17 protein-coding genes and 1 pseudogene are annotated in these 18,842 nt (G+C 63.4%); 11 read left to right on the forward strand and 7 right to left on the reverse strand.

Annotated features, from left to right (window positions below; genetic code table 11):
* The first annotated feature begins 193 nt into the window (after positions 1-193).
* The 5 genes from ACFHWW_RS11200 to ACFHWW_RS11220 all read left to right on the forward strand — a co-directional run bounded on the left by ACFHWW_RS11200 (position 194) and on the right by ACFHWW_RS11220 (position 5,128).
* The gene (locus ACFHWW_RS11200; protein WP_379938214.1) at positions 194-1,147 is read left to right on the forward strand and encodes an adenylate/guanylate cyclase domain-containing protein; all 954 of its coding nucleotides are present in this window, start codon (positions 194-196) and stop codon (positions 1,145-1,147) included.
* A gap of 155 nt (positions 1,148-1,302) precedes the next feature.
* Positions 1,303-2,247: a glycine betaine ABC transporter substrate-binding protein gene (locus ACFHWW_RS11205; RefSeq protein WP_324761959.1), complete on the forward strand. Its 945-nt coding sequence runs from the start codon at positions 1,303-1,305 to the stop codon at positions 2,245-2,247.
* Entirely contained in the window at positions 2,235-2,933 is a 699-nt protein-coding gene (locus ACFHWW_RS11210; RefSeq protein ID WP_100675116.1) for a L,D-transpeptidase, read from the forward strand. Before ACFHWW_RS11205 ends, ACFHWW_RS11210 begins: the two co-directional genes overlap by 13 nt.
* A 117-nt stretch (positions 2,934-3,050) precedes the next feature.
* Positions 3,051-3,317, forward strand: a complete 267-nt coding sequence (locus tag ACFHWW_RS11215) for a hypothetical protein (RefSeq protein WP_234819379.1) — start codon at positions 3,051-3,053, stop codon at positions 3,315-3,317.
* 584 nt (positions 3,318-3,901) lie between these two features.
* Entirely contained in the window at positions 3,902-5,128 is a 1,227-nt protein-coding gene (locus ACFHWW_RS11220; protein WP_379938215.1) for a PLP-dependent aminotransferase family protein, read from the forward strand.
* 221 nt (positions 5,129-5,349) lie between these two features.
* On the opposite strand, the gene ACFHWW_RS11225 is transcribed toward ACFHWW_RS11220, so the two are convergent.
* Both ACFHWW_RS11225 and ACFHWW_RS11230 read right to left on the reverse strand, forming a co-directional pair.
* Entirely contained in the window at positions 5,350-6,399 is a 1,050-nt protein-coding gene (locus ACFHWW_RS11225) for an aldo/keto reductase (protein ID WP_379938216.1), read from the reverse strand.
* 37 nt (positions 6,400-6,436) lie between these two features.
* Entirely contained in the window at positions 6,437-7,111 is a 675-nt protein-coding gene (locus ACFHWW_RS11230; protein WP_379938217.1) for a glutathione S-transferase family protein, read from the reverse strand.
* 181 nt (positions 7,112-7,292) lie between these two features.
* Between ACFHWW_RS11230 and ACFHWW_RS11235 the strand changes: the two are divergent.
* A pseudogene (locus tag ACFHWW_RS11235) lies at positions 7,293-7,583 on the forward strand (metal-dependent hydrolase); the annotation flags it as partial.
* A gap of 360 nt (positions 7,584-7,943) precedes the next feature.
* On the opposite strand, the gene rpsU reads toward ACFHWW_RS11235, so the two are convergent.
* The 3 genes from rpsU to ACFHWW_RS11250 form a co-directional block, all read right to left on the reverse strand.
* On the reverse strand, positions 7,944-8,180 hold the full coding sequence (gene rpsU, locus ACFHWW_RS11240) for a 30S ribosomal protein S21 (RefSeq protein ID WP_003537123.1): 237 nt from the start codon (positions 8,178-8,180) through the stop codon (positions 7,944-7,946).
* A 42-nt stretch (positions 8,181-8,222) separates the two neighbouring features.
* Positions 8,223-8,510, reverse strand: a complete 288-nt coding sequence (locus ACFHWW_RS11245) for a cold-shock protein (protein ID WP_100674880.1) — start codon at positions 8,508-8,510, stop codon at positions 8,223-8,225.
* Positions 8,511-8,680: 170 nt separating this feature from the next.
* Positions 8,681-8,890 (reverse strand): cold-shock protein, encoded by a 210-nt coding sequence (locus tag ACFHWW_RS11250; protein WP_018095341.1) that lies wholly within the window; start codon positions 8,888-8,890, stop codon positions 8,681-8,683.
* A 380-nt stretch (positions 8,891-9,270) separates the two neighbouring features.
* On the opposite strand from ACFHWW_RS11250, the gene ACFHWW_RS11255 reads away from it, so the two are divergent.
* The 4 genes from ACFHWW_RS11255 to ACFHWW_RS11270 all read left to right on the forward strand — a co-directional run bounded on the left by ACFHWW_RS11255 (position 9,271) and on the right by ACFHWW_RS11270 (position 15,210).
* Positions 9,271-10,251, forward strand: coding sequence for an ABC transporter substrate-binding protein (locus ACFHWW_RS11255; protein WP_275597716.1), 981 nt, complete (start codon positions 9,271-9,273; stop codon positions 10,249-10,251).
* 7 nt (positions 10,252-10,258) lie between these two features.
* Positions 10,259-12,295 (forward strand): ABC transporter permease, encoded by a 2,037-nt coding sequence (locus ACFHWW_RS11260; protein ID WP_379938218.1) that lies wholly within the window; start codon positions 10,259-10,261, stop codon positions 12,293-12,295.
* Positions 12,283-13,359 (forward strand): ABC transporter ATP-binding protein, encoded by a 1,077-nt coding sequence (locus ACFHWW_RS11265; protein WP_338283955.1) that lies wholly within the window; start codon positions 12,283-12,285, stop codon positions 13,357-13,359. Before ACFHWW_RS11260 ends, ACFHWW_RS11265 begins: the two co-directional genes overlap by 13 nt.
* Before the next feature lie 138 nt (positions 13,360-13,497).
* Positions 13,498-15,210 carry an HAD-IIB family hydrolase gene (locus ACFHWW_RS11270; RefSeq protein ID WP_379938219.1) on the forward strand — a complete coding sequence of 571 codons (1,713 nt, stop codon included), beginning with the start codon at positions 13,498-13,500 and terminating at the stop codon, positions 15,208-15,210.
* A 36-nt stretch (positions 15,211-15,246) separates the two neighbouring features.
* Here the strand turns inward: ACFHWW_RS11270 and ACFHWW_RS11275 are convergent, their stop codons facing one another.
* On the reverse strand, positions 15,247-15,441 hold the full coding sequence (locus ACFHWW_RS11275) for a hypothetical protein (protein WP_018095335.1): 195 nt from the start codon (positions 15,439-15,441) through the stop codon (positions 15,247-15,249).
* 225 nt (positions 15,442-15,666) lie between these two features.
* Here ACFHWW_RS11275 and ftsZ point away from each other — a divergent pair, with 225 nt between their 5' ends.
* Positions 15,667-16,704 (forward strand): cell division protein FtsZ, encoded by a 1,038-nt coding sequence (ftsZ, locus tag ACFHWW_RS11280; RefSeq protein WP_018095334.1) that lies wholly within the window; start codon positions 15,667-15,669, stop codon positions 16,702-16,704.
* A gap of 234 nt (positions 16,705-16,938) precedes the next feature.
* Here the strand turns inward: ftsZ and ACFHWW_RS11285 are convergent, their stop codons facing one another.
* Positions 16,939-18,708, reverse strand: a complete 1,770-nt coding sequence (locus ACFHWW_RS11285; RefSeq protein WP_379938220.1) for a tetratricopeptide repeat protein — start codon at positions 18,706-18,708, stop codon at positions 16,939-16,941.
* Between the last annotated feature and the right edge of the window lie 134 nt (positions 18,709-18,842).

Genomic DNA, 18,842 nt, shown 5'->3' on the forward strand with positions numbered 1-18,842 from the left:
CCACCGAGGGACCGATCAGTTCCTTGCCGCAAGCTGCCGGTGCTCCCGTACGCAAAGCCGTCACACACTTTCCTGGAGTGCTCTAAGCACGCAGTGACGCGCCGCAGATGCGTCCGGCATTGAGAATCGCGACGGCGTCGCTATCCTGCGAGGCGCGGGCCTTCGGCCAGCCTCCGAGCGAGGGCGAAATCCGATGTCACCAACACGCCGTAAGCTGACCACCATTTTCTGCGCCGACGTGCAGGATTATTCGCGCCTGATGGGGAAAGACGAGGAGGGAACGCTTCAGGCTCTCAAGCGCAGCCGGGATGCCATGGCGCGCCTGATCGAGGCGCATGAAGGACGGGTGGTCAATACGTGGGGCGACGGGGTGATCGCGGAGTTTCCGAGCGTGGTGGAGGCGGTGAGGGCGGCAATAGACGTTCAGAACGAGTTGGCCGGACTGAATGCCGAGCGGCAAGGCGAGGCGCGGATGGATTATCGCATCGGCCTCAATCTCGGCGATGTGATCGCTGACGGCGACGACCTTTACGGCGACGGCGTCAATATCGCGGCCCGCCTGCAAGCCTCGGCGCCGGCCGGCGGCATCGTGATTTCGAGCACCGTCTATGATCAGGTTCGCAACAAGCTGGCCGTCGGCTTCGAATTCCTTGGCGCGCTGACGGTCAAGAACATCGACGGGGGCGTTCCGAGTTATGTGGTCCAGATCGGAACGGCCGAGGGCGCGGTGTCGCAAAAACGGGGCCGCGACTGGGGGAGGCCGGGTGCACTTCCGGACCGCGGGACCCCGGCCGCCGAGACCGGGGTAGGGCGAGCGACGATCGTAAGACGCGCAGCGCCCGGCCGTCGCCTTTTCGGCGTTCTCGCCGTAGCCGCAGCGGCGGTCGTCGCCATAAATCTGCTGTCGTGGGAGGGAACGTTCTGGGCCAGATGGCCCCTGTTTGCGCTGGCCTTGATCGCGATGCTCGGTGGCCTATGGACGTCCACGCGGCTCGACCGCGGACTGGCCCTGCTCGGGGCAGCCGGATTTGCGGTCCTTGCGGTCAATCTCCTTTCCTGGGAGGGGAGATTCTGGGCGGTATGGCCTCTGCTTGGAATTGCGGTGGCGGCGGGACTTCGGTGGGTCACGCACCGTCCCGGACGGTGAGCACCGGCTCGCATAGGTTAAGCGGCGAAATGCATGCGGTGTAACCGGAAGTTGACGGGACTCGGCAAGCCGTGCATTGTGCCCCCAAGGAAGATAAAGCTCAGCAGGCATTCGCATAGGAACGACGTTCAGATAAATCTTTTCGGGGGGGCACTGTGAGGAGAGGCCGGGAGTTCCTTTGCGCGGCGGCGCTGGCGTTGGCCGTGGCTGCGCCGGCAGCGGCGGCGGATCTGGTGATCGCGATGCCGCCCTGGCCATCCGGACAGGCAGCCGCGAACATTCTCAAGCTCGGCATCGCCAAGAAGTTCAGCCTCGAGGCGGAGGTGCGCGAACTCGGGACGCTGACCGCCTTCATCGGCCTCGAAAAGGGCGAGGTCGATATCCAGCCGGAGGTTTGGCGGCCGAATTTCGACGAACTCGTCCGCAAATTCGTGACCGAAAAAGGCGTCGTGACGCTCAGCGAGCGTGCGGTGCCTGCATGGCAGGGGCTTTGCGCCACGCCGGAAGCGGCTGCGACGATCAAATCGGTCGCGGATCTCGGCGATCCGGCCAAGACCAAGATACTGGATACCGACGGCGACGGGCGCGGCGAAATGTGGATCGGCGCCACCGAATGGCTTTCGACGGGCATCGAACGGGCGCGGGCGGCGGGCTACGGCTATGCGGCGAACCTGACGCTCGTCGAGGCCAAGGAGGAAGTGGCGATGGCGGCCGTCGACGCGGCGATCGCGACCGCGCGCCCGATGGTCTTCTACTGCTACGCTCCGCACCACGTTTTCAAGCTGCACCAGATCTCCCGGCTCGAGGAGCCGCCTCACGACCCGGCGAAATGGAAGATCGCGCCGCCGAACGACCCGCTATGGGTCAGCAAATCGAGCGCCGCCACGGCCTGGGACGCCGGACAATTTCAGATCGGCTATGCGACGGCCTTCGCAAAGAAGCATCCGGAAGTCGCGCAGTTCCTTCAGAAGGTAGATTTCTCGCCGGATGAAGTGACGGCGATGAGCTATGCGCTCGAAGTCGAGCGGCAGGCGCCTGCGGACTACGCCAGGAAATGGGTTGAAAGCCACGCGGAACGGATCGACGGATGGGCGAAATGACGATGCTCCAGACGCTCTCGAAAAGACAGGCAGGCCGGCGTAAATTCGGCAAGGCGCTGCTTCTCCTCGGTCTTTGCCTCGTTCCGCTTGCAGCGCTTGCCCAAACCCAGATCTACGATTCCAAGACGAAGAAATGGGTGAACTACGACAAGAGGAAAGCGCGACAGTACTTCGCGCGAAACAATCAGGTTCCCGAGGCCTTTCGCCGGCAGATGGTGCCGTTCCGCACGGCAGAAGTTCCGGGCACGATCATCATCGATGGCAACCAGCATTTCCTCTATCTCGTGCAGCCCGGCGGTCAGGCGATCCGCTACGGCATCGGTGTAGGCCGCGAAGGTTTCGGCTGGGCGGGCATCGTTCGGGTAGGGCGCACGGCCGAGTGGCCGACCTGGACGCCGCCGGCCGAGATGGTCGCGCGCGATCCGAACGCGGCAAAATGGGCAGGCGGCATGCCGGGCGGGCCCGACAATCCGCTAGGCGCTCGCGCGCTCTACCTTTACGAAGGTGATAACGATACGATCTACCGCATCCATGGTACGGTGGAGCCCTGGACGATCGGGCTGGACGTTTCCTCCGGGTGCATAAGAATGAACAATGATGACATTATCGACCTGCATTCGCGCGTCAGCGTGGGCGCGAAGGTCATCGTGCTGATGCAGGGGGCTGCTCTCTACAAGGGCGTGTGACCGGCCGAAACGCGGCCGCACGGGCGAGAGCGCGAAGATACGGGCGATAGGCCAAGACCGGAGGATGTGGATTTGTCGACGAGTAAAGCGGGAAGCCGTCCAATTCAAGCGTCTGTGATGGCTGCGGTCTTTCTTCTTGCCGCATGCCAATCGACCCCGGAGCCTCAGGAAATGGCCCGCACGAGCCTCCAGACAGCCCCCGCCGACCTGCAGCTCTTGTGCGCCAATGCCGTGGTCGCCCAGGCCGGCGGCGCCAAGGTCCTGCCGATGAGTTCTCGACAGCTCGATGCGACGAGCTACAGCGTCGACCTCGATGCCGCCGGTCGCAAGTTTACCTGCATCGTGGACAGCAGCGGCAGCGTGAAGTCGGTCCAGCCGGCATAGGTATTCAAGACGGCGGATTCAAACAAACGCCTCTTCCGGCTCGCTTTTGCGGCGCAGTATAAATGTTGCGCCGCATAAAAATTAAAGAATAGAGTTCTCCTTCGGAAGTCATCCGGAGAATTTTCTTCAAAAAATTCAGAAATTGTGTTCTGATACCCTTGTGGGTAGGAGGAGCACTATGTCCACGATCATACAGCACTTCGCTCTTTTCGATTTGCTTATCTTGGCTGGGATCTCTTTTCTTCTGATCTGCAGCTATTTCGACGAGGGTGAGGCCTGAGTATCGGGAGTCGTTCGCCGTCTCCTGCCGACCGGAACCTACCCGGTCCGGCCCTCGGCGTTTCGAGCCGAAGCGGCTAGCCGATCGTTGCCTGCCGGTGCCGACGGCGACAGAGTCCCGTATGCTTCGATCCCGTACGCCGCCCTTCCCAACGCCTCCCATTTCCAACGAGCGTATCGGAATGTCTGTAGCTGCACGGTTGCCCGTAACGGCGCAGGCGACAGCTGAGGCAAAATAGGTCAGGAATATTGACTTAAATATTGCGCTGTGTTCATGTCCCTCGGGTGCAACCGGGAGGACCTCCATGCTGGATTGGGAAAGCATTTTCGCCACGCGCTCGAGCCGGATGAAGGCTTCGGAAATCCGCGAATTGCTGAAGCTCCTTGATCGTCCCGACATCATTTCGTTTGCGGGCGGAATTCCCGATCCTGAGCTTTTCCCGAATGATGCGTTCAGGGAGGCTTACGTCGAGATTTTCGATGGGCCGTCGGTCGGTGCTGCGCTGCAATATTCGGTGAGCGAGGGCTATCGGCCGCTTCGCGAGTGGCTCGCCGGGCAGATGGCGGCACTTGGCATTCCGGCGAGCGTCGACAACATCTTCATCACCTCCGGGTCGCAGCAGGGGCTCGACTATCTCGGCAAGCTGTTTCTGTCGCCGAAAGACACGGCGCTCGTCACCTGGCCGACCTATTTAGGTGCGCTACAGGCCTTCAACGCCTATGAACCCAATTACGATCAGCTGAACCCCGCCGGCAACCGGACGCCGGCAGCCTATGCCCAGGCTGCAGCGGAAGCGGGCGGGCGCGTCAAGTTCGCCTATCTCTCGGCCGACTTTTCCAACCCCACCGGCGAGACGGTGGGTCGTGCCGGGCGCGAGCACGTCCTTGCACTTGCCGAGGAGCTCGACATCGCCATCATCGAGGATGCGGCCTACCAGTCGCTGCGTTATGACGGCGAGGCGATCCCGCCGATCCTTGCGCTTGAGATCGCCCGCAAAGGCGACATAAACAGCACCCGCACGATCTATTGCGGCAGCTTCTCGAAGACGCTGGCGCCTGGCCTTCGCGTCGGCTGGATCTGCGCCGCCGAACCGGTGATCCGCAAGCTGGTGCTGATGAAGCAGGCAGCCGACCTTCACTCCTCCACCATCAACCAGATGGCGATCGCGACCGTCGCCGGGCGGGGCTTCGAGGCGCAGGTGGCGAAAATCCACAAGGCCTACAGGCAGCGGCGTGACGCGATGCTGTCGGCGCTCGAAAAATACATGCCCGCCGGCGTCACCTGGACGAAGCCCGAAGGCGGCATGTTCATCTGGGTAACGCTGCCGAAGGGGAGCGACGGCGCTGAGCTGCTGGCCAAGTCGATCCAGACGGCCAAGGTGGCGTTCGTCCCCGGCCGCGCCTTTTTCGCCGACGGGTCCGGCGAAAACACCCTGCGGCTCAGCTTCTCCTGCGCCAACGACAGGATGATCGACGAGGGCATCCGCCGGCTGGCCGATCTCATTCGCGGCGAGGTCGCGCAGGCGGCCTGAGTGGAAGTCGCGGCAGGCTGGCGATTTCGCCCTCATCCGCCTGCCGGCACCTTCTCCCCGCAAATCGGGGAGAAGGGACAAGCGACATGCACTCAGTTCCAATGAACCGTTGCGGAGAGATATCGAGCGGCTACCGCGAGTCTCCTTCGCCCCGCTAGCGGGGAGAAGGTGCCGGCAGGCGGATGAGGGGCGGCCGCGGGTTCATAAAGAGCTGTCGTCGCTCAAATATGCGGCCCGAGCAGCGACAGATCGGCTTTGCCGAGGCGGTCCTTGGCGGTCCAGAGCTGATGCCAATAGGGATAGATGACCGGCGGCAGGCTGACGGCGTCGAGGAGCTCGCGTTCCTCGTCGGTGAGCTTCAGGCCGGCAGCGGCGAGATTGTCGCGGAACTGCTCCTCGGTGCGCCCGCCGATGATCACCGAGGTGACGGCATCTCGGCCGATAAGCCAGGCGAGCGCGACCTGCGCCGGGGACACGTTGCGCTCGGCGGCGATCGCCACCAGCATGTCGACGATCTTCCACAGCCGTTCCTCGTCGCGGATCGGCGGCTCGTTCCAGCCGGCAAGCTGGCGGGTGCCTTCCGGCGAGTGTCCGCGCCTGTGCTTGCCTGACAGAAAGCCGCCCGCCAGCGGGCTCCAGACGAGGATGCCGAGACCCTGATCGATGGAGATCGGGACCAGTTCGTACTCGGCCTCGCGCGCTTCGAGCGTGTAATGAATCTGTTGGCTGACGAAGCGCTGGCGGTGTTCGAGCGCACTGATGCCGAGTGCCTTCATGATGTGCCAGCCGGAATAGTTGGAGCAGCCGATGTAGCGCACCTTGCCCTGGCGCACGAGCGTATCGAGCGCTTCCATGGTTTCCTCGAGCGGCGTCTGACCGTCCCATTCATGAACCTGGTAAAGGTCGATTACGTCGGTCTTCAAACGCTTCAGGCTCGCCTCGCAGGCGTGGACCAGGTGATGGCGCGACAGGCCTCCGTCATTGGGGCCGGGGCCCATCGAGAAGCGCGCCTTGGTGGCGATGAGCACGCCGTCCTTGCGCTTTCCTCCGAGAACTTCGCCGATGATCTCCTCGCAGGTGCCGGTCGAATAGATGTCCGCCGTATCGATCAGATTGACGCCCGCATCCAGGCAGAGGTCGACATAGCGGCGGGCATCCGCGACACCGACATCGCCGACCTGGGAGAACTTTCCGCCACCGCCGATCGTCATCGTACCCATGGTGATGGTCGAGATCTTGAGCCCGGAGCGGCCGAGCCGACGATATTCCATTGTCTCGCTCCTTGTGTTGTTGGTCGCCTATAGGATGTTAGAGGAATCTTGTCGGTATCGCGTCCTTATAGGGAAACAGCGGGAAGTAAGGCCGCGCCTCGGCCAAGGTGCGCTGGAAGGAGGGGCGCTCCAGCAGGCGCTCGAAATAGGCGCCGAGGTTCGGATGGGTGCCGTCGAACGGGGCCACGATACCGGCGTAGAAGAGGGCGGGCGCGGCGGCGCAGTCGGCGATCGAGAAGCTTTCCCCGACCGCAAAGCGCCGGTCGTCGAAGTGGCGTTCGGCAAGGTCATACGCGTTCGCCAGCGCCGCTTGCGCATCGGCGACGCCGCGCCGGTCGTTCTCGCCGGAGGCGCGCAGCGTATCGGTCACGATCTTCTGCATCGGGACCTGGACGTAGAGGTCGAAGAAGCGGTCCCAGAGCCGCGCCTCGAGCGCCAGGGCGTCGTCGTGCGGTATCAGCGGCTGCTCACCGGGGTAATGCTGGTCGAGATATTCGATGATCACTGAGGTTTCCGGCACCGTCCTGTCGCGTGCAGCGTCGTGCAGCACGGGAATCTTGCCGACGGGCCAGACCTCCAGATAGCGAGCATGCTCCGCCGGGTCTCCGAGATCCACGACCTGCGGGGTGAACGGCGTGCCGGCTTCGTACAGCGCGATCAGCACCTTGTGACAGAAGGAAGCAAGCGGATGAACGTAGAGGGTGAGTGTCATGCGACATGTCCTTGGGCCGGCCCCAGTGACTATAGCGCGGATTCGGGAGGGGAAAAGCAGGCTTCTCTGCAGTGCCCTTTAGGGTGGAAATTCCTCATAACCCTAACCGGAGGTTGCCATGAAAATGCCGGGATGCCCTGATGGTCTGCATCCGGCACGCAGCCGCCCAGGATCCCGCTCGATGTTCATTGCCCATCTTCCCGCCGGTTACATTCTCACCCATTGCATCGCTCGAAAGAATGAAACCATCCGATCCCGCGCGCTCGCGGTAGGGCTGATCTTCTCCGTGCTTCCGGATTTGGATCTGCTTTATTTTTACCTCGGAGACGGCCGGCGTACGCCACATCACGACTACTGGACCCATTTGCCGATTTTCTGGCTGGGGGTTGCGGCGCTCACGGCCGCGGCGCTGACCCTTGCCGGGAAGCGGCACTCTATGTTTCTCGTTTGGGTCGCGCTCGCCAACGTGATGATGCACCTTCTTCTCGATTCGATCGCCGCAGACATCCGCTGGCTCCTTCCCTTTCGGGGACCCGCTTCAACCTCGTCGAGGTGCCGGCGCGCTTTGAGCCCTGGTACCTCAATTTCATACTGCACTGGACCTTTGCGGCGGAAATTGCGATCTGCGCGGCCGCGTTGTGGGTCTGGCGGATGCAAAGGCGCAGGAACCGTGATCGCAGGGTCGAAGGAAACGCCGCAGAGGGGACCGAGCGAATTCACGCATGAAAACGACGCGCAAGGGCGCGTCGCAAAGTGGTACCAGCCTACAGCGCCGCGCGCTCATCAGACGTGCGAGGATCGCCGTAGCTGCTGTGCAGCCGCAGGGCGCGCCTCAGCGCGCGCGGGCTACTTTCTTCGGCGACGGCAGCAGACCTTCGCGCTGAAGCTTCTTGCGCGCCAGCTTGCGGGTGCGGCGGACAGCTTCTGCTTTTTCGCGGACGCGCTTTTCGGACGGTTTTTCGTAGGCGCTGCGCATCTTCATTTCGCGGAAGACGCCTTCACGCTGCATCTTCTTCTTGAGAACGCGAAGAGCCTGGTCGATGTTATTGTCCCTGACGAGTACCTGCAAAGTATATCCTTTCCGTTTTTATAGGATTGCTGATTGGGTTCTTTATTTCGGCGTCCTGATGTTCAAGGGTTTGAACCAGGGCTTGCCTTCGACCGATGCCGTCTGGCCGTGTTCCTGGACCGGCGAAGCCGTTTCCGAAGGATCGATGTCGTGTTCGAAGATTCGCCGTTCGAAGTTCTCCGTTCCGAACCGCACCCGATATTGCGCTTCCCCATGTTCGGCCGCGGGCAGGATGGACACGATGCGGCAGGTCCGGTCTGCAGCGGCCGTGCGCGTGAGATCGGCTCTCAGGACGACACTGTCGCCAACGCTGTAGGTGTTCCGGCCCATGGCCATCTCCTTCGTCCGTGCCACCCCGGGGGCGGCACAAGCAAAAAAGGCCGGGCGTTACCCCGACCTCCTCTTGAGCGCCGCGCGTCTTTACCAGACGCGCTGGGGCGCCCCGTCATTCAAACGCTCCCTGCCAGTACATCCGTGGTCAGCGGAGGCGAATGACGAATTTATGCGGCCCGCAGATTGTCTGCAGAGCTCTTGCCGGACTTGTTGTCGCGGACGATGTCGTAGGTAACCTTCTGGCCTTCTACGAGCGAACGCATTCCAGCGCGTTCAACGGCGGAGGCGTGCACGAATACGTCGGTGGCGCCATCGTCGGGCTGGATGAAGCCGAAGCCCTTGGTGCTGTTGAACCACTTTACGGTGCCTGAGTTCATAACGATTTCCTTTCAATCGCTAGAGTTCCCGGACGAATATCAGCCCGGTTTGATCGATATTGAGAGGAAATCTGACGAAGCGCTTCGGCGCGTAGACAAAGGTCACAAGCAAGTTTCGATGAGCTATATATAAACGCTGCTTCGAGATATGCAATGGATGAACCGAATTTAATTGTGCGAGGGACTCACCCCGTCCCGAAAATACGATCAAGCCGCTGATTTGAATCGCCAATAATATTTTAGAGAGATCGTCCGAGAACATTCGTGGAATACTCCGGTCGGCCGACGAGCTGAGGGTTTTCCGGCTTTTCGCTGTCACATCCCTGTAAAACACCCGCTCTATCCCTCGGCGCGATCTTTCTCCGACCGAGGGCAAATTCATGAAAACGCTTCTCCCTGCCGTCGCCGCAGCGCTCGTCGCCGGCCTCCTGTCCACTGCCGCTTTCGCGGAAAGCCTCGTGCTTTACACCAGCCAGCCGAACGAGGACGCGCAGGCGACGGTGGACGCGTTTCAGGCCGCGAATCCGGGTGTCGAGGTCGAGTGGGTGCGGGACGGGACGACGAAGATAATGGCCAAGCTGATGGCGGAGATCGAAGCGGGGAACCCGGTGGCGGACGTGCTTCTGATCGCCGACACGGTGACGATGCAACGGCTGAAGGAAACGGGATATCTGATGCCCTACAAATCTCCGGAAGCGGCGGCTTATGACGCCTCGCTCTTCGATGCCGAGGGCGCCTATTATTCGACGAAGATGATCACGACCGGCATCGTCTACAACGCTTCCGCTTCGATGAAGCCGGCCGGCTGGCAGGATCTTGCGAAACCCGAGGCCAAGGGTCTGGTCACCATGCCGAGCCCGCTCACCTCGGGTGCGGCGCTGATCCATGCCCAGACGCTTGCCGGCATCGACGGGCTCGGCTGGGACTATTACAAGGCGCTCGCCGAAAACGGCGCGACGGCCGCCGGCGGCAATGGCGGCGTATTGAAGGCGGTCGCGACCGGCGAGAAGGCGTATGGCATGGTGGTCGATTTCATGGCCATCCGCGAGAAGGCCAAGGGTGCGCCGGTGGAATTCGTCTTCCCGGCCGAGGGCGTTTCCGCCGTCACCGAGCCGGTCGCCATCCTGAAGACCGCAAGAAACCCGGAGACAGCAAAGAAATTCGTTGATTTCCTGCTCTCCGAGGAGGGCCAGCAAGTGGCGGTGAAAATGGGCTATATCCCGGCGCGCGACGGCATGGCCTTGCCGGAGGGCTTCCCGGCGCGCGAGACGATCAAGGTGCTGCCGGTCGATGCTGCCGAAGCCGTGAAGAACTCCGAGGCGGACCTGAAAACCTTCTCCGGCATTTTCGGTACCAACTGACCTCTCGATGCCGGACACTGACGAGATCGCCCGCAGCGGGCGCCGGATATCTTGCGCGCCGGCTGCCGACCGGAGTGCCGAGGGTGGTTCCGGCTTGAAAAAGCTGGAGCGCCCGCTGAGCGTTCTGTCGAAGGCGCGGTCCTGGCTGTGGCTTTGGTTCGCATTCGGCGGCGCGATGGACGAGGCGGCAGACCGGAGCAGGGAACCGAGCCGGGCTCCGCTACCGAAACCGCTGACGAGGACGCTGCGCGGCTTCGAGGTGCCGCCGTCGCCTTACGTGACGGAGGGTCGATCACCTAGAGCGAACTCCTCGAAGGCCGGGACGGGGTGGCGAGCGGCATATTTCCGGCTCCGTGGCCCGCGCATGTCTGCGGGCGGGGAGCCCGCATGGCTGCTGGCATTGGTGTTCGGCGCAGTCTTTCTGCTTTCGGCGCTGCCGCTGATCCGACTCGGATGGGCCGGTATCAAGGGCCTCGAAGGAGGCGAGGCGGTGGGGGTGCTCTTCGAGGCGGCGACCTTTGCGGCGCTCCGCAATACGCTGATCACGGCGGCCGGCGGCACGGCGATCTCGCTCTTCGTGGGGGCACTCTTCGCCTTTGTCGTGGCGCTTACGGACATCCGTGGCAAGCTTGCCTTGAGCTTCGCCTTCATGCTGCCGATGATGATCCCCCCACAGGTGACGGCGCTCGCCTGGGTGGAGATGTCGGGTCCATCGAGCCCCCTTCTCAAGACGCTGGGGCTTGCACCGCCGCTCGGCAGCCCTCAGCCACTCTATTCGCTTGCGGGGATCGCCTTGCTTCTCGGCGTACAGCATGCGCCGCTCGTCTTCCTGGCGATCAGGGCCGGACTTGCAGCGGCGCCCCGCGACGGGGTCGAGGCGGCGCGGCTTTGCGGCGCCTCGCCCTGGCGCGTCCTTCGCGACATCGTTCTGCCGCTTTCCTCTCCGGGGCTCATCGCCGGAGCGGCGATCGCCTTCGTATCCGGTATCGGCAATTTCGGTATCCCGGCGATACTCGGCATTCCCGCCTCGATCGAAACGCTGCCGACCTTGATCTTCAGCCGGTTTGCGAGTTTCGGTTCGTCCACCTTCGGCGAAATCGCGGTGCTTTCGACGCTGATCGCCCTGATTTCCGCCGCAGGGCTGCTTCTGCAGCAGCGAGCGCTCAAGCGCAGAGACTATCGCCTGATCGGCCTTGCCGGCGCGAGGGCCGCCTTCACGCTCGGGCGCATGCGGTTCGCCGCGGAGGCGCTGCTTTGGACAATCCTGGCGCTGCTGCTGGTCGCACCGCTCCTGGCGCTCGTCGCAAGTTCCCTCGTGCCGGCCTACGGCGTGCCGCTCAGTTTCGACACCATGACCTTGAACGCCTATGGGGAAATACTCTTCCGCCAGTCGATGACGTTGACGGCGCTCAAGAATTCCCTTTTCCTCGCCTCCGCCGCTGCAGTCGGCCTGCTTGCGGTCACCGTACCGGCCGGTTACCTGCTTGTGACGCGGCGCGGGCGGCTTGCCAGTCTTATGGCGATCCTGATCGAGATCCCCTATGCGCTGCCCGGTATCGTGCTCGCCGTCGCCTTCATCCTTGCCTTCGCGGCACCGCTGCCGCTGATCGGCGTTTCGATCTACGGTACGATCTGGATCATTCTTGCCGCCTATTTCTCCTCCTTCCTCGCCGTTAGCCTCAAGCCGGTGATGAGCGCCTTCCTGCAGATAGATCCCTCGCTCGAGGAGGCGGCGCGGCTTGCGGGCGCGGGGTTCCTGCGCCGCATGCGCGATGTGCTGCTGCCGCTTCTGGCGCCGGCCGCCGGCGCTTCGGTCATCCTCGTCTTCCTGATCGCGGCGAACGAATTGACCGTCTCGGCGCTCCTCTGGTCCGCCGGCACGCAGACGCTCGGCGTCGCAATCTTCAATCTCGACGACAGCGGCTCTTCCGATCTCGCCTCGGCGCTCTCGGTGCTCGTCGTCGTCATGGTCATCGGGCTGATGGCGGCGCTGGAATTCTTCGCGAAATATTTGCCGGAGGGCGTGCTGCCATGGCGCAACTGATCCTCAACCACCTGACCAAAAACTTCGGTGGAAAAGGTGTAGAGCAGGTGAGGCCGGCCGTTTCGAACGTGTCGCTGGCGCTGCGCAAGCAGGGATTTCTCGCGCTGCTCGGGCCTTCCGGCTGTGGCAAGACGACGGTGCTCCGGATGATCGCCGGCTTCGAGCAGCCGACGGACGGCTCGATCGAGTTCGGCGAGCGCCGGCTTTCGGATGCAGCCCGTGTGCTGCCGCCGGAGAAGCGCAACATGGCGATGGTATTCCAATCCTATGCGCTCTGGCCGCATATGACGGTGGCGGAGAATGTCGGCTACCCCTTGAAGGTCCGCGGCTTTTCCGGCGAGGCCTGGCGCAAGCGGGTAGGCGACGCGCTTTCGCTGGTGAAGCTTACCGATTTCGCCGATCGGCGGCCGGCTGTACTTTCCGGCGGCCAGCGGCAGCGTGTGGCGCTGGCGCGCTGCCTGGTCACGGAACCGGACGTGGTGCTGCTCGATGAGCCGCTCGCCAATCTCGATCAGCATTTGAGGAAGTCGATGGAGGAGACCTTCCGCGCCTTTCACGAGCGCTCCGGCGCCACGATGATCTATGTGACTCACGACCAGGCCGAGGCGATGGCGCTTGCGACCGACGTCGCGGTGATGTCGGAAGGCAAGCTTCTTCAGGTGGCGCCGCCGGCGGATATCTATGCGCGGCCTGAGGGTCGGGTGGTGGGGGGTCTGATCGGTCGCGGCGCGATCGTGCGGTTGAATTTGCCGGAGGGAGCGGGGCGTGCGCTCGACTGGCCGCTCCTCCGCGCTGCGCTTGCCGACAGGCACGGCGGCAAAGGGCATGCAGGCGAACCGCATGCAGGCGAGGGGCCGCTTTGCGACGTGCTCATTCGTCCGGAGCAGGTTCATCGGGATGGCGAAGGCATCCCGATGCGGGTTCTCTCCTCGGTCTTCGAGGGCGAACGCTCCGCACTCACACTCGCGCTGCCCGACGGGCAAAGCCTCAAAGCCTATAGCAGCGTGCCGCTCTGCGACGGTGCTCGCGTTCCTTTCGTCGTGCGTGGAGGCTGGCGGCTTTAGACAAAGCTTGCGGCGACAGGCGGCTTTGCGGGCCGGAACCAGCCTTGGCCTTGCACGTTCCACCGTGCAGCACGACAATAGCGGCGGCTAAAGATCGAGCGGATCCGGCGGCCGGTAACAGAAGGAGGCGGCACGCAGATGTATGTCATGGCTCTTGCGACGGATTACGACGGTACACTGGCCGATTACGGTGCCGTCCGTCCGGAAACTCTGGAGACCTTGAAGAGGCTGAAGGAGAGCGGGCGCAAGCTTCTGCTCGTGACCGGGCGCGAACTGCCGGACCTCAAGAGCGTATTTCCCGAAATCGATGTGTTCGACAAGGTCGTCGTCGAGAACGGTGCGCTGCTCTATACGCCGGAAACCGGCGAGGAGCGGCTGCTTGCACCCTCGCCGCCGGAGGCCTTCATCGAGCGCCTCAAGGAGAAGGGCGTCGACAGGATGTCGGTCGGCCGTTCCATCGTCGCCACCTGGGAGCCGTTCCAGACAGCCGCGCTCGAAGCGATCAACGAGCTCGGCCTCGAACTCGAGATCATCTTCAACAAGGGCGCCGTCATGGTGCTCCCGACGGGTGTGAACAAGGCCACGGGGCTGAAGGCGGCCCTGAAGGAGATGGGGCTTTCCTTTCTCAACGTGGTGGGGGTGGGCGATGCCGAGAACGATCACGCGCTTTTGAGGATGTGCGGCTGCGGAGCCGCCGTGGCCAACGCCTTGCCGGCGCTCAAGGAGACGGCCGACGTGATCCTCGAGGGTGTGCGCGGGGCCGGCGTCGAGCAACTGATGAACCGGATCATGGAGTCCGATTATGCGTTGTGCGCGAGTGCCCGCCACCAGGTGCCGATCGGTGAGGATGACGAAGGGCCGGTGGAGATCGGACCGCAAGACGTGCTGCTGATAGCGGGGAGTTCCGGCATCGGCAAGTCGAGACTGGCGACCGCCCTTGCGGAGCGATTACGGGAACGGCGCTTCCAGCTCTGCATATTCGATCCGGAGGGCGACTATGAGGGGCTTGAAGGCGCGGTGACCGTGGGGAACGGGTCTGTCGCGCCTACGGGCAGGGAGGTGCTGGAGCTCCTGGCCAATCCGGACGATAACGTCGTCGTCAGCGCAACAGGCGTCGAGCCCAACGACCGGCCCGAGTTCTTCGCCGGCCTGATGCCCGACTTGTCGGCTCTGCGTGCCAAGACCGGCAGGCCGCACTGGCTGATTATCGACGAGGCCCATCATCTCATGCCCGCAGCGCGCGACAGTGCCTCGCTCGCGCTTTCCGACGACCGCTCCGGCATGATCATGATCACGGTCCACCCGGACTCCGTCTCGCCCGATGCTCTCAAGGAGATCACTGCGGTCGCAGCGCTCGGTCCCAAGGCGCGCGACGTAATCGCGACGGTTTGCTCCGTCTTGGGTGAGGCGCTGCCGGACGGGCTGGATGCTGCTTTCGGGGAAGACGAGGTTCTTTTCTGGCGGCGCACGCCGCCCGCGCCGGTTCGGCGGATCAAGAGCGAGCAACCTCGGGAAGCCCGCAAGCGGCATACGCGCAAATATGCGGAGGGCCGGTTGGGCGAGGAGGCAAGCTTCTATTTCCGCGGTCCGAAGAACGAGATGAATTTGCGCGCCCACAATCTGACGATGTTTCTGCAGATCGCCGAAGGCATAGACGACGCGACCTGGGAGCACCATCTGCGCCACGGCGATTACTCGAAGTGGTTCGAGGAACACATCGGCGACGAGGAGTTGGCCGAGGAGGCTGCGGGCATAGAAGAGGATCGTTCGCTCTCGCCTGCCGAAAGCCGGCAGAGGCTGGCCGAGGCGGTGCGCCGGCGCTACACCGCGCCCGCATCCGAAGCGGGTTGAGCCGGCGCCCGCGGCGGGCGTTGAAGAGACGTCTCTTTACTTTTTCGGCTTCTGCTTCGAGGCGGCGCTGCGGCCGTCGGAGCTTTTCGAACGTTCGTCGAACCGATCGGCGCCTTTTCTAAGGTCCGATCCCTTTTGTGCTTCGGTCTTTTTCTCTTCCTTGGCGGCGCTTTTGTGCAGGCCGGTGCTGGATTGCTTGCCCTTCGCCGTCGGGGCTTGTTCGGTACCCATGGCAGCCATTCCTCCTTGCGCGAAACCCAGATTGAACGTGCCCGGATATTTCTTTGTTCCCCTGCCGACGAAGGTAGTTGTGGACTGCCATGATTTTGTCGCTCTTGCCTTCTCTGTGGCTTTTTTGAATTCCTAGAATGAAGGCGCCTGATTCGCGCCGCACCGCATTCGCTCTCCGTGTTCCGAGTTTTCGGGCGGCCGGGGAACTGCCCAAGGAGAAGAACCATGACGGAATACAAGAAGCCGATCATTACCGAGATGCGCCCGAAGATCACGGTCATCGGCGTCGGTGGCGGCGGCGGCAACGCGATCAACAACATGATCGCCGAAAACCTGCAGGGCGTCGATTTCATCGCCGCGAACACGGACGCGCAGGCGCTGGCGACGTCGAAGGCGGAGCGGCGGATCCAGCTGGGCGCTGCCATCACCGAGGGTCTCGGCGCCGGTTCGGTGCCCGACATCGGCAATGCGGCCGCGCAGGAATCGATCGACGAGATCATGGACCACCTCGGCGGCACGCATATGTGCTTCGTCACGGCAGGCATGGGCGGCGGAACCGGTACGGGAGCGGCGCCGGTGATCGCGGAAGCGGCGCGGCGGGCCGGGATCCTGACGGTTGCGGTCGTCACCAAGCCCTTCAGCTTCGAGGGACAGCGGCGCATGCAGACGGCGGAGCTCGGCGTCGAGCGGCTGCGGGAGAGTGCAGACACGGTCATCGTCATCCCCAACCAGAACCTCTTTCGCATCGCCGATGCCAAGACGACCTTCGCCGACGCATTCATGATTGCCGACCGGGTCCTCTATTCGGGCGTCAGCTGCATCACCGACCTGATCGTCAAGGAGGGGCTGATGAATCTCGACTTCGCCGACGTCAAGACGGTGATGAAGGGCATGGGCCGGGCGATGATGGGCACGGGCGAAGCGACCGGCGAGAACCGCGCGATGCTGGCGGCGGAAGCGGCGATCGCCAACCCGCTGCTCGACGAAGTCTCCATGCGCGGTGCCAAAGGCGTGCTCGTGTCGATCTCCGGCGGAATGGACATGACGCTTTTCGAGGTGGACGAGGCGGCGACCCGCATCCGCGAGGAAGTTTACGACGAAGCCGACATCGTCGTCGGTGCGATCTTCGACCGGAGCCTGGACGGCACTTTCCGCGTGTCCGTCGTCGCGACCGGCCTCGACAGCAACCGCGGAACTCAGGCGACGGCGCCGGAGGCCATGAACGGCCAGGCGGCCGCCGCTCCTTCGCGCACGCTGCAATAGGATAGGGCGACCCGGCGGATACCCCCGTACGGGGGAGATGTCACGAAAGTGACGAACGGGGGCGGGGTTTCAGGGAACACAACCCTGCTGCAGTTTGCCCCTCACGCTGGCCCTCTACCCGCAAGGGGGGAGAGGGGACGTGCACCACGTGGGCGATTTTATTTGCGGTTACGCTGTGGTGGACAGGCGCCGCCGCATGTCCCTTCGAGCGGGCCATTCGGCAGCAGCTGGATATCAGTCAGGCAGGCCGGCGCGGCGCAGATCGCTGACGAAACGGGCGATGAAATCTTCCGGCATGACCGGCACGCTGCCGAAGTAGAATTCGGCGCGGGCCGTTTTCACGGTCATGTCCGGGCGACGGCGAAGAAGGTTCGCCACGGCCGAACTGGTTTCGTCGGTCCGGTCGATGGCGCCGAGCGAGGCCGCCAGGACCATTGCCGGCCAGAAGGTGGCGTTCTCCTGGCGCAGGGAGGCACGGGCCGCTTCGGCGGCTTGCGCGAAGCGACCCGACTGATAGTGGGCGATAGCCACCATATTGTAAAAGGTCCACAGATGCGGATCGCGGGGGCTCAACCGGAAGGCTTCGTTGATCGCGGCAATGCCCTCCTCCGGGCGGCCGACATAGCAAAGCGCTTGCCCGAGGGCGAAGTGGCCCTGGGCGAAGCTTGCATCGAGCCTCAGCGCATTCCGCAGGTGGTCTATGCCCCGCTGCGGCTGCCCGCCGAGCGCCCGTGCCCGGCCGAGGGCAAGATGGGCGGCCGGCTCACGGTCGTCGAGCGCGATTGCGCGTTCCGCGAGCGCCGTCGCGTCGGCGATCCGGTCGGCCCGCTCTTCCAGGGGGCCGTACCAGCCGAGCTGTATATGGACATAGGCAAGCCGCGCATGGGCCTGGGCAAAGGCGGGCTCGAGATCGACCGCCCGCTCGAAGAGCGTCTTGGATATCCTCAGATTTTCCAGATCGAACTTGTAAAGATGCCATAGCGCCTTCAGGTAAATGTTCCAGGCATCCATGTCCGTCGCGGTGTGGCCGCGCAGCGCAGCGAATTCGATGAAGCCGAGTTCCGGCTCCACGGTGCCGGTGATCTGCCCCGCGATCTCGTCCTGGAGCACGAAAACATCGTCCAGCATGCGGTCGTAGCGTTCTGCCCAGAGCAGCATGCCGGTTTCGCCGCTCAGCAATTGCGCCGTGATGCGGATGCGGTTGGCCGCGCGACGTATGCTGCCCTCGATCACGTATTTGACACCCAGGTCTTCCGCCACTCTCCTTGCGTCGACCGCCTTCCCCTTGAAGGTGAAGGAGGAGTTGCGAGCGACGACGCGCAGCCACCGGCATCGGGCGAGCGTGGTGATCAACTCCTCGGTAAAGCCGTCGGAGAAATGTTCCTGTTCGTCGGCGCTCGAAAGATTCACGAAGGGCAGGACTGCGATCGATGGGCGCTTCTTACCGGGCAGGGGGTCGGTTTGCGCCGGCGCCGGCGGCACTTCCCCTGCCGCGCCGCCCGGCTGCCAGCGCCAGGCGCGCAGCGGACCGGGAAGATCGGCAAATGTCCTGCAGCCGATTTCGGTCAAGGGGAAATCCACCTTCAAGCCGATCTGGTCATAAACCTGCTGCGACACGCACACGCCGCCGGGCGGCGCCATTTCCTGCAGGTGCTCGGCAACGGCAATGCCTTCGCCATGGATGTCGCCATCGTCAGCGACGATGTCGCCGAGATGGACGCCGATGCGCAACTTCAGACGCTCCGCTTCGGCGCCTCCGGCGTGATCATGCATCGTTCGCTGGATCGCGACCGCGCAGGCGACCGCATCGAGAACGCTTGCGAATTCCGCGAGCGTCCCGTCTCCCGCCTGCTTGACGATCCTTCCGCCATGGGCCGCGACCAAAGGTAGAATGAAGGCATCACGGCATTGCTTGACCGCCCGGTACGTGCCTGCTTCATCCAGCCCCATCAGCCGGCTATAGCCGACGACGTCCGCGTCCATGATCGCTGCCAGCCGCCTCATGCCGTCCGTCTCCCGGCGATGTCGTGAGCGAAAATACCGATCGGTTGAACATGTGTGAGCGGTAATTCGTGCGTACTTTCCGGTCCGCTCCAAAGAGCCGCGGACGCCATGAAAAATCGCATTGCGATCGCCTC

The organism is Sinorhizobium sp. P24N7 (genome assembly GCF_042436655.1).
Taxonomy (GTDB): Bacteria; Pseudomonadota; Alphaproteobacteria; order Rhizobiales; family Rhizobiaceae; genus Sinorhizobium; species Sinorhizobium meliloti_A.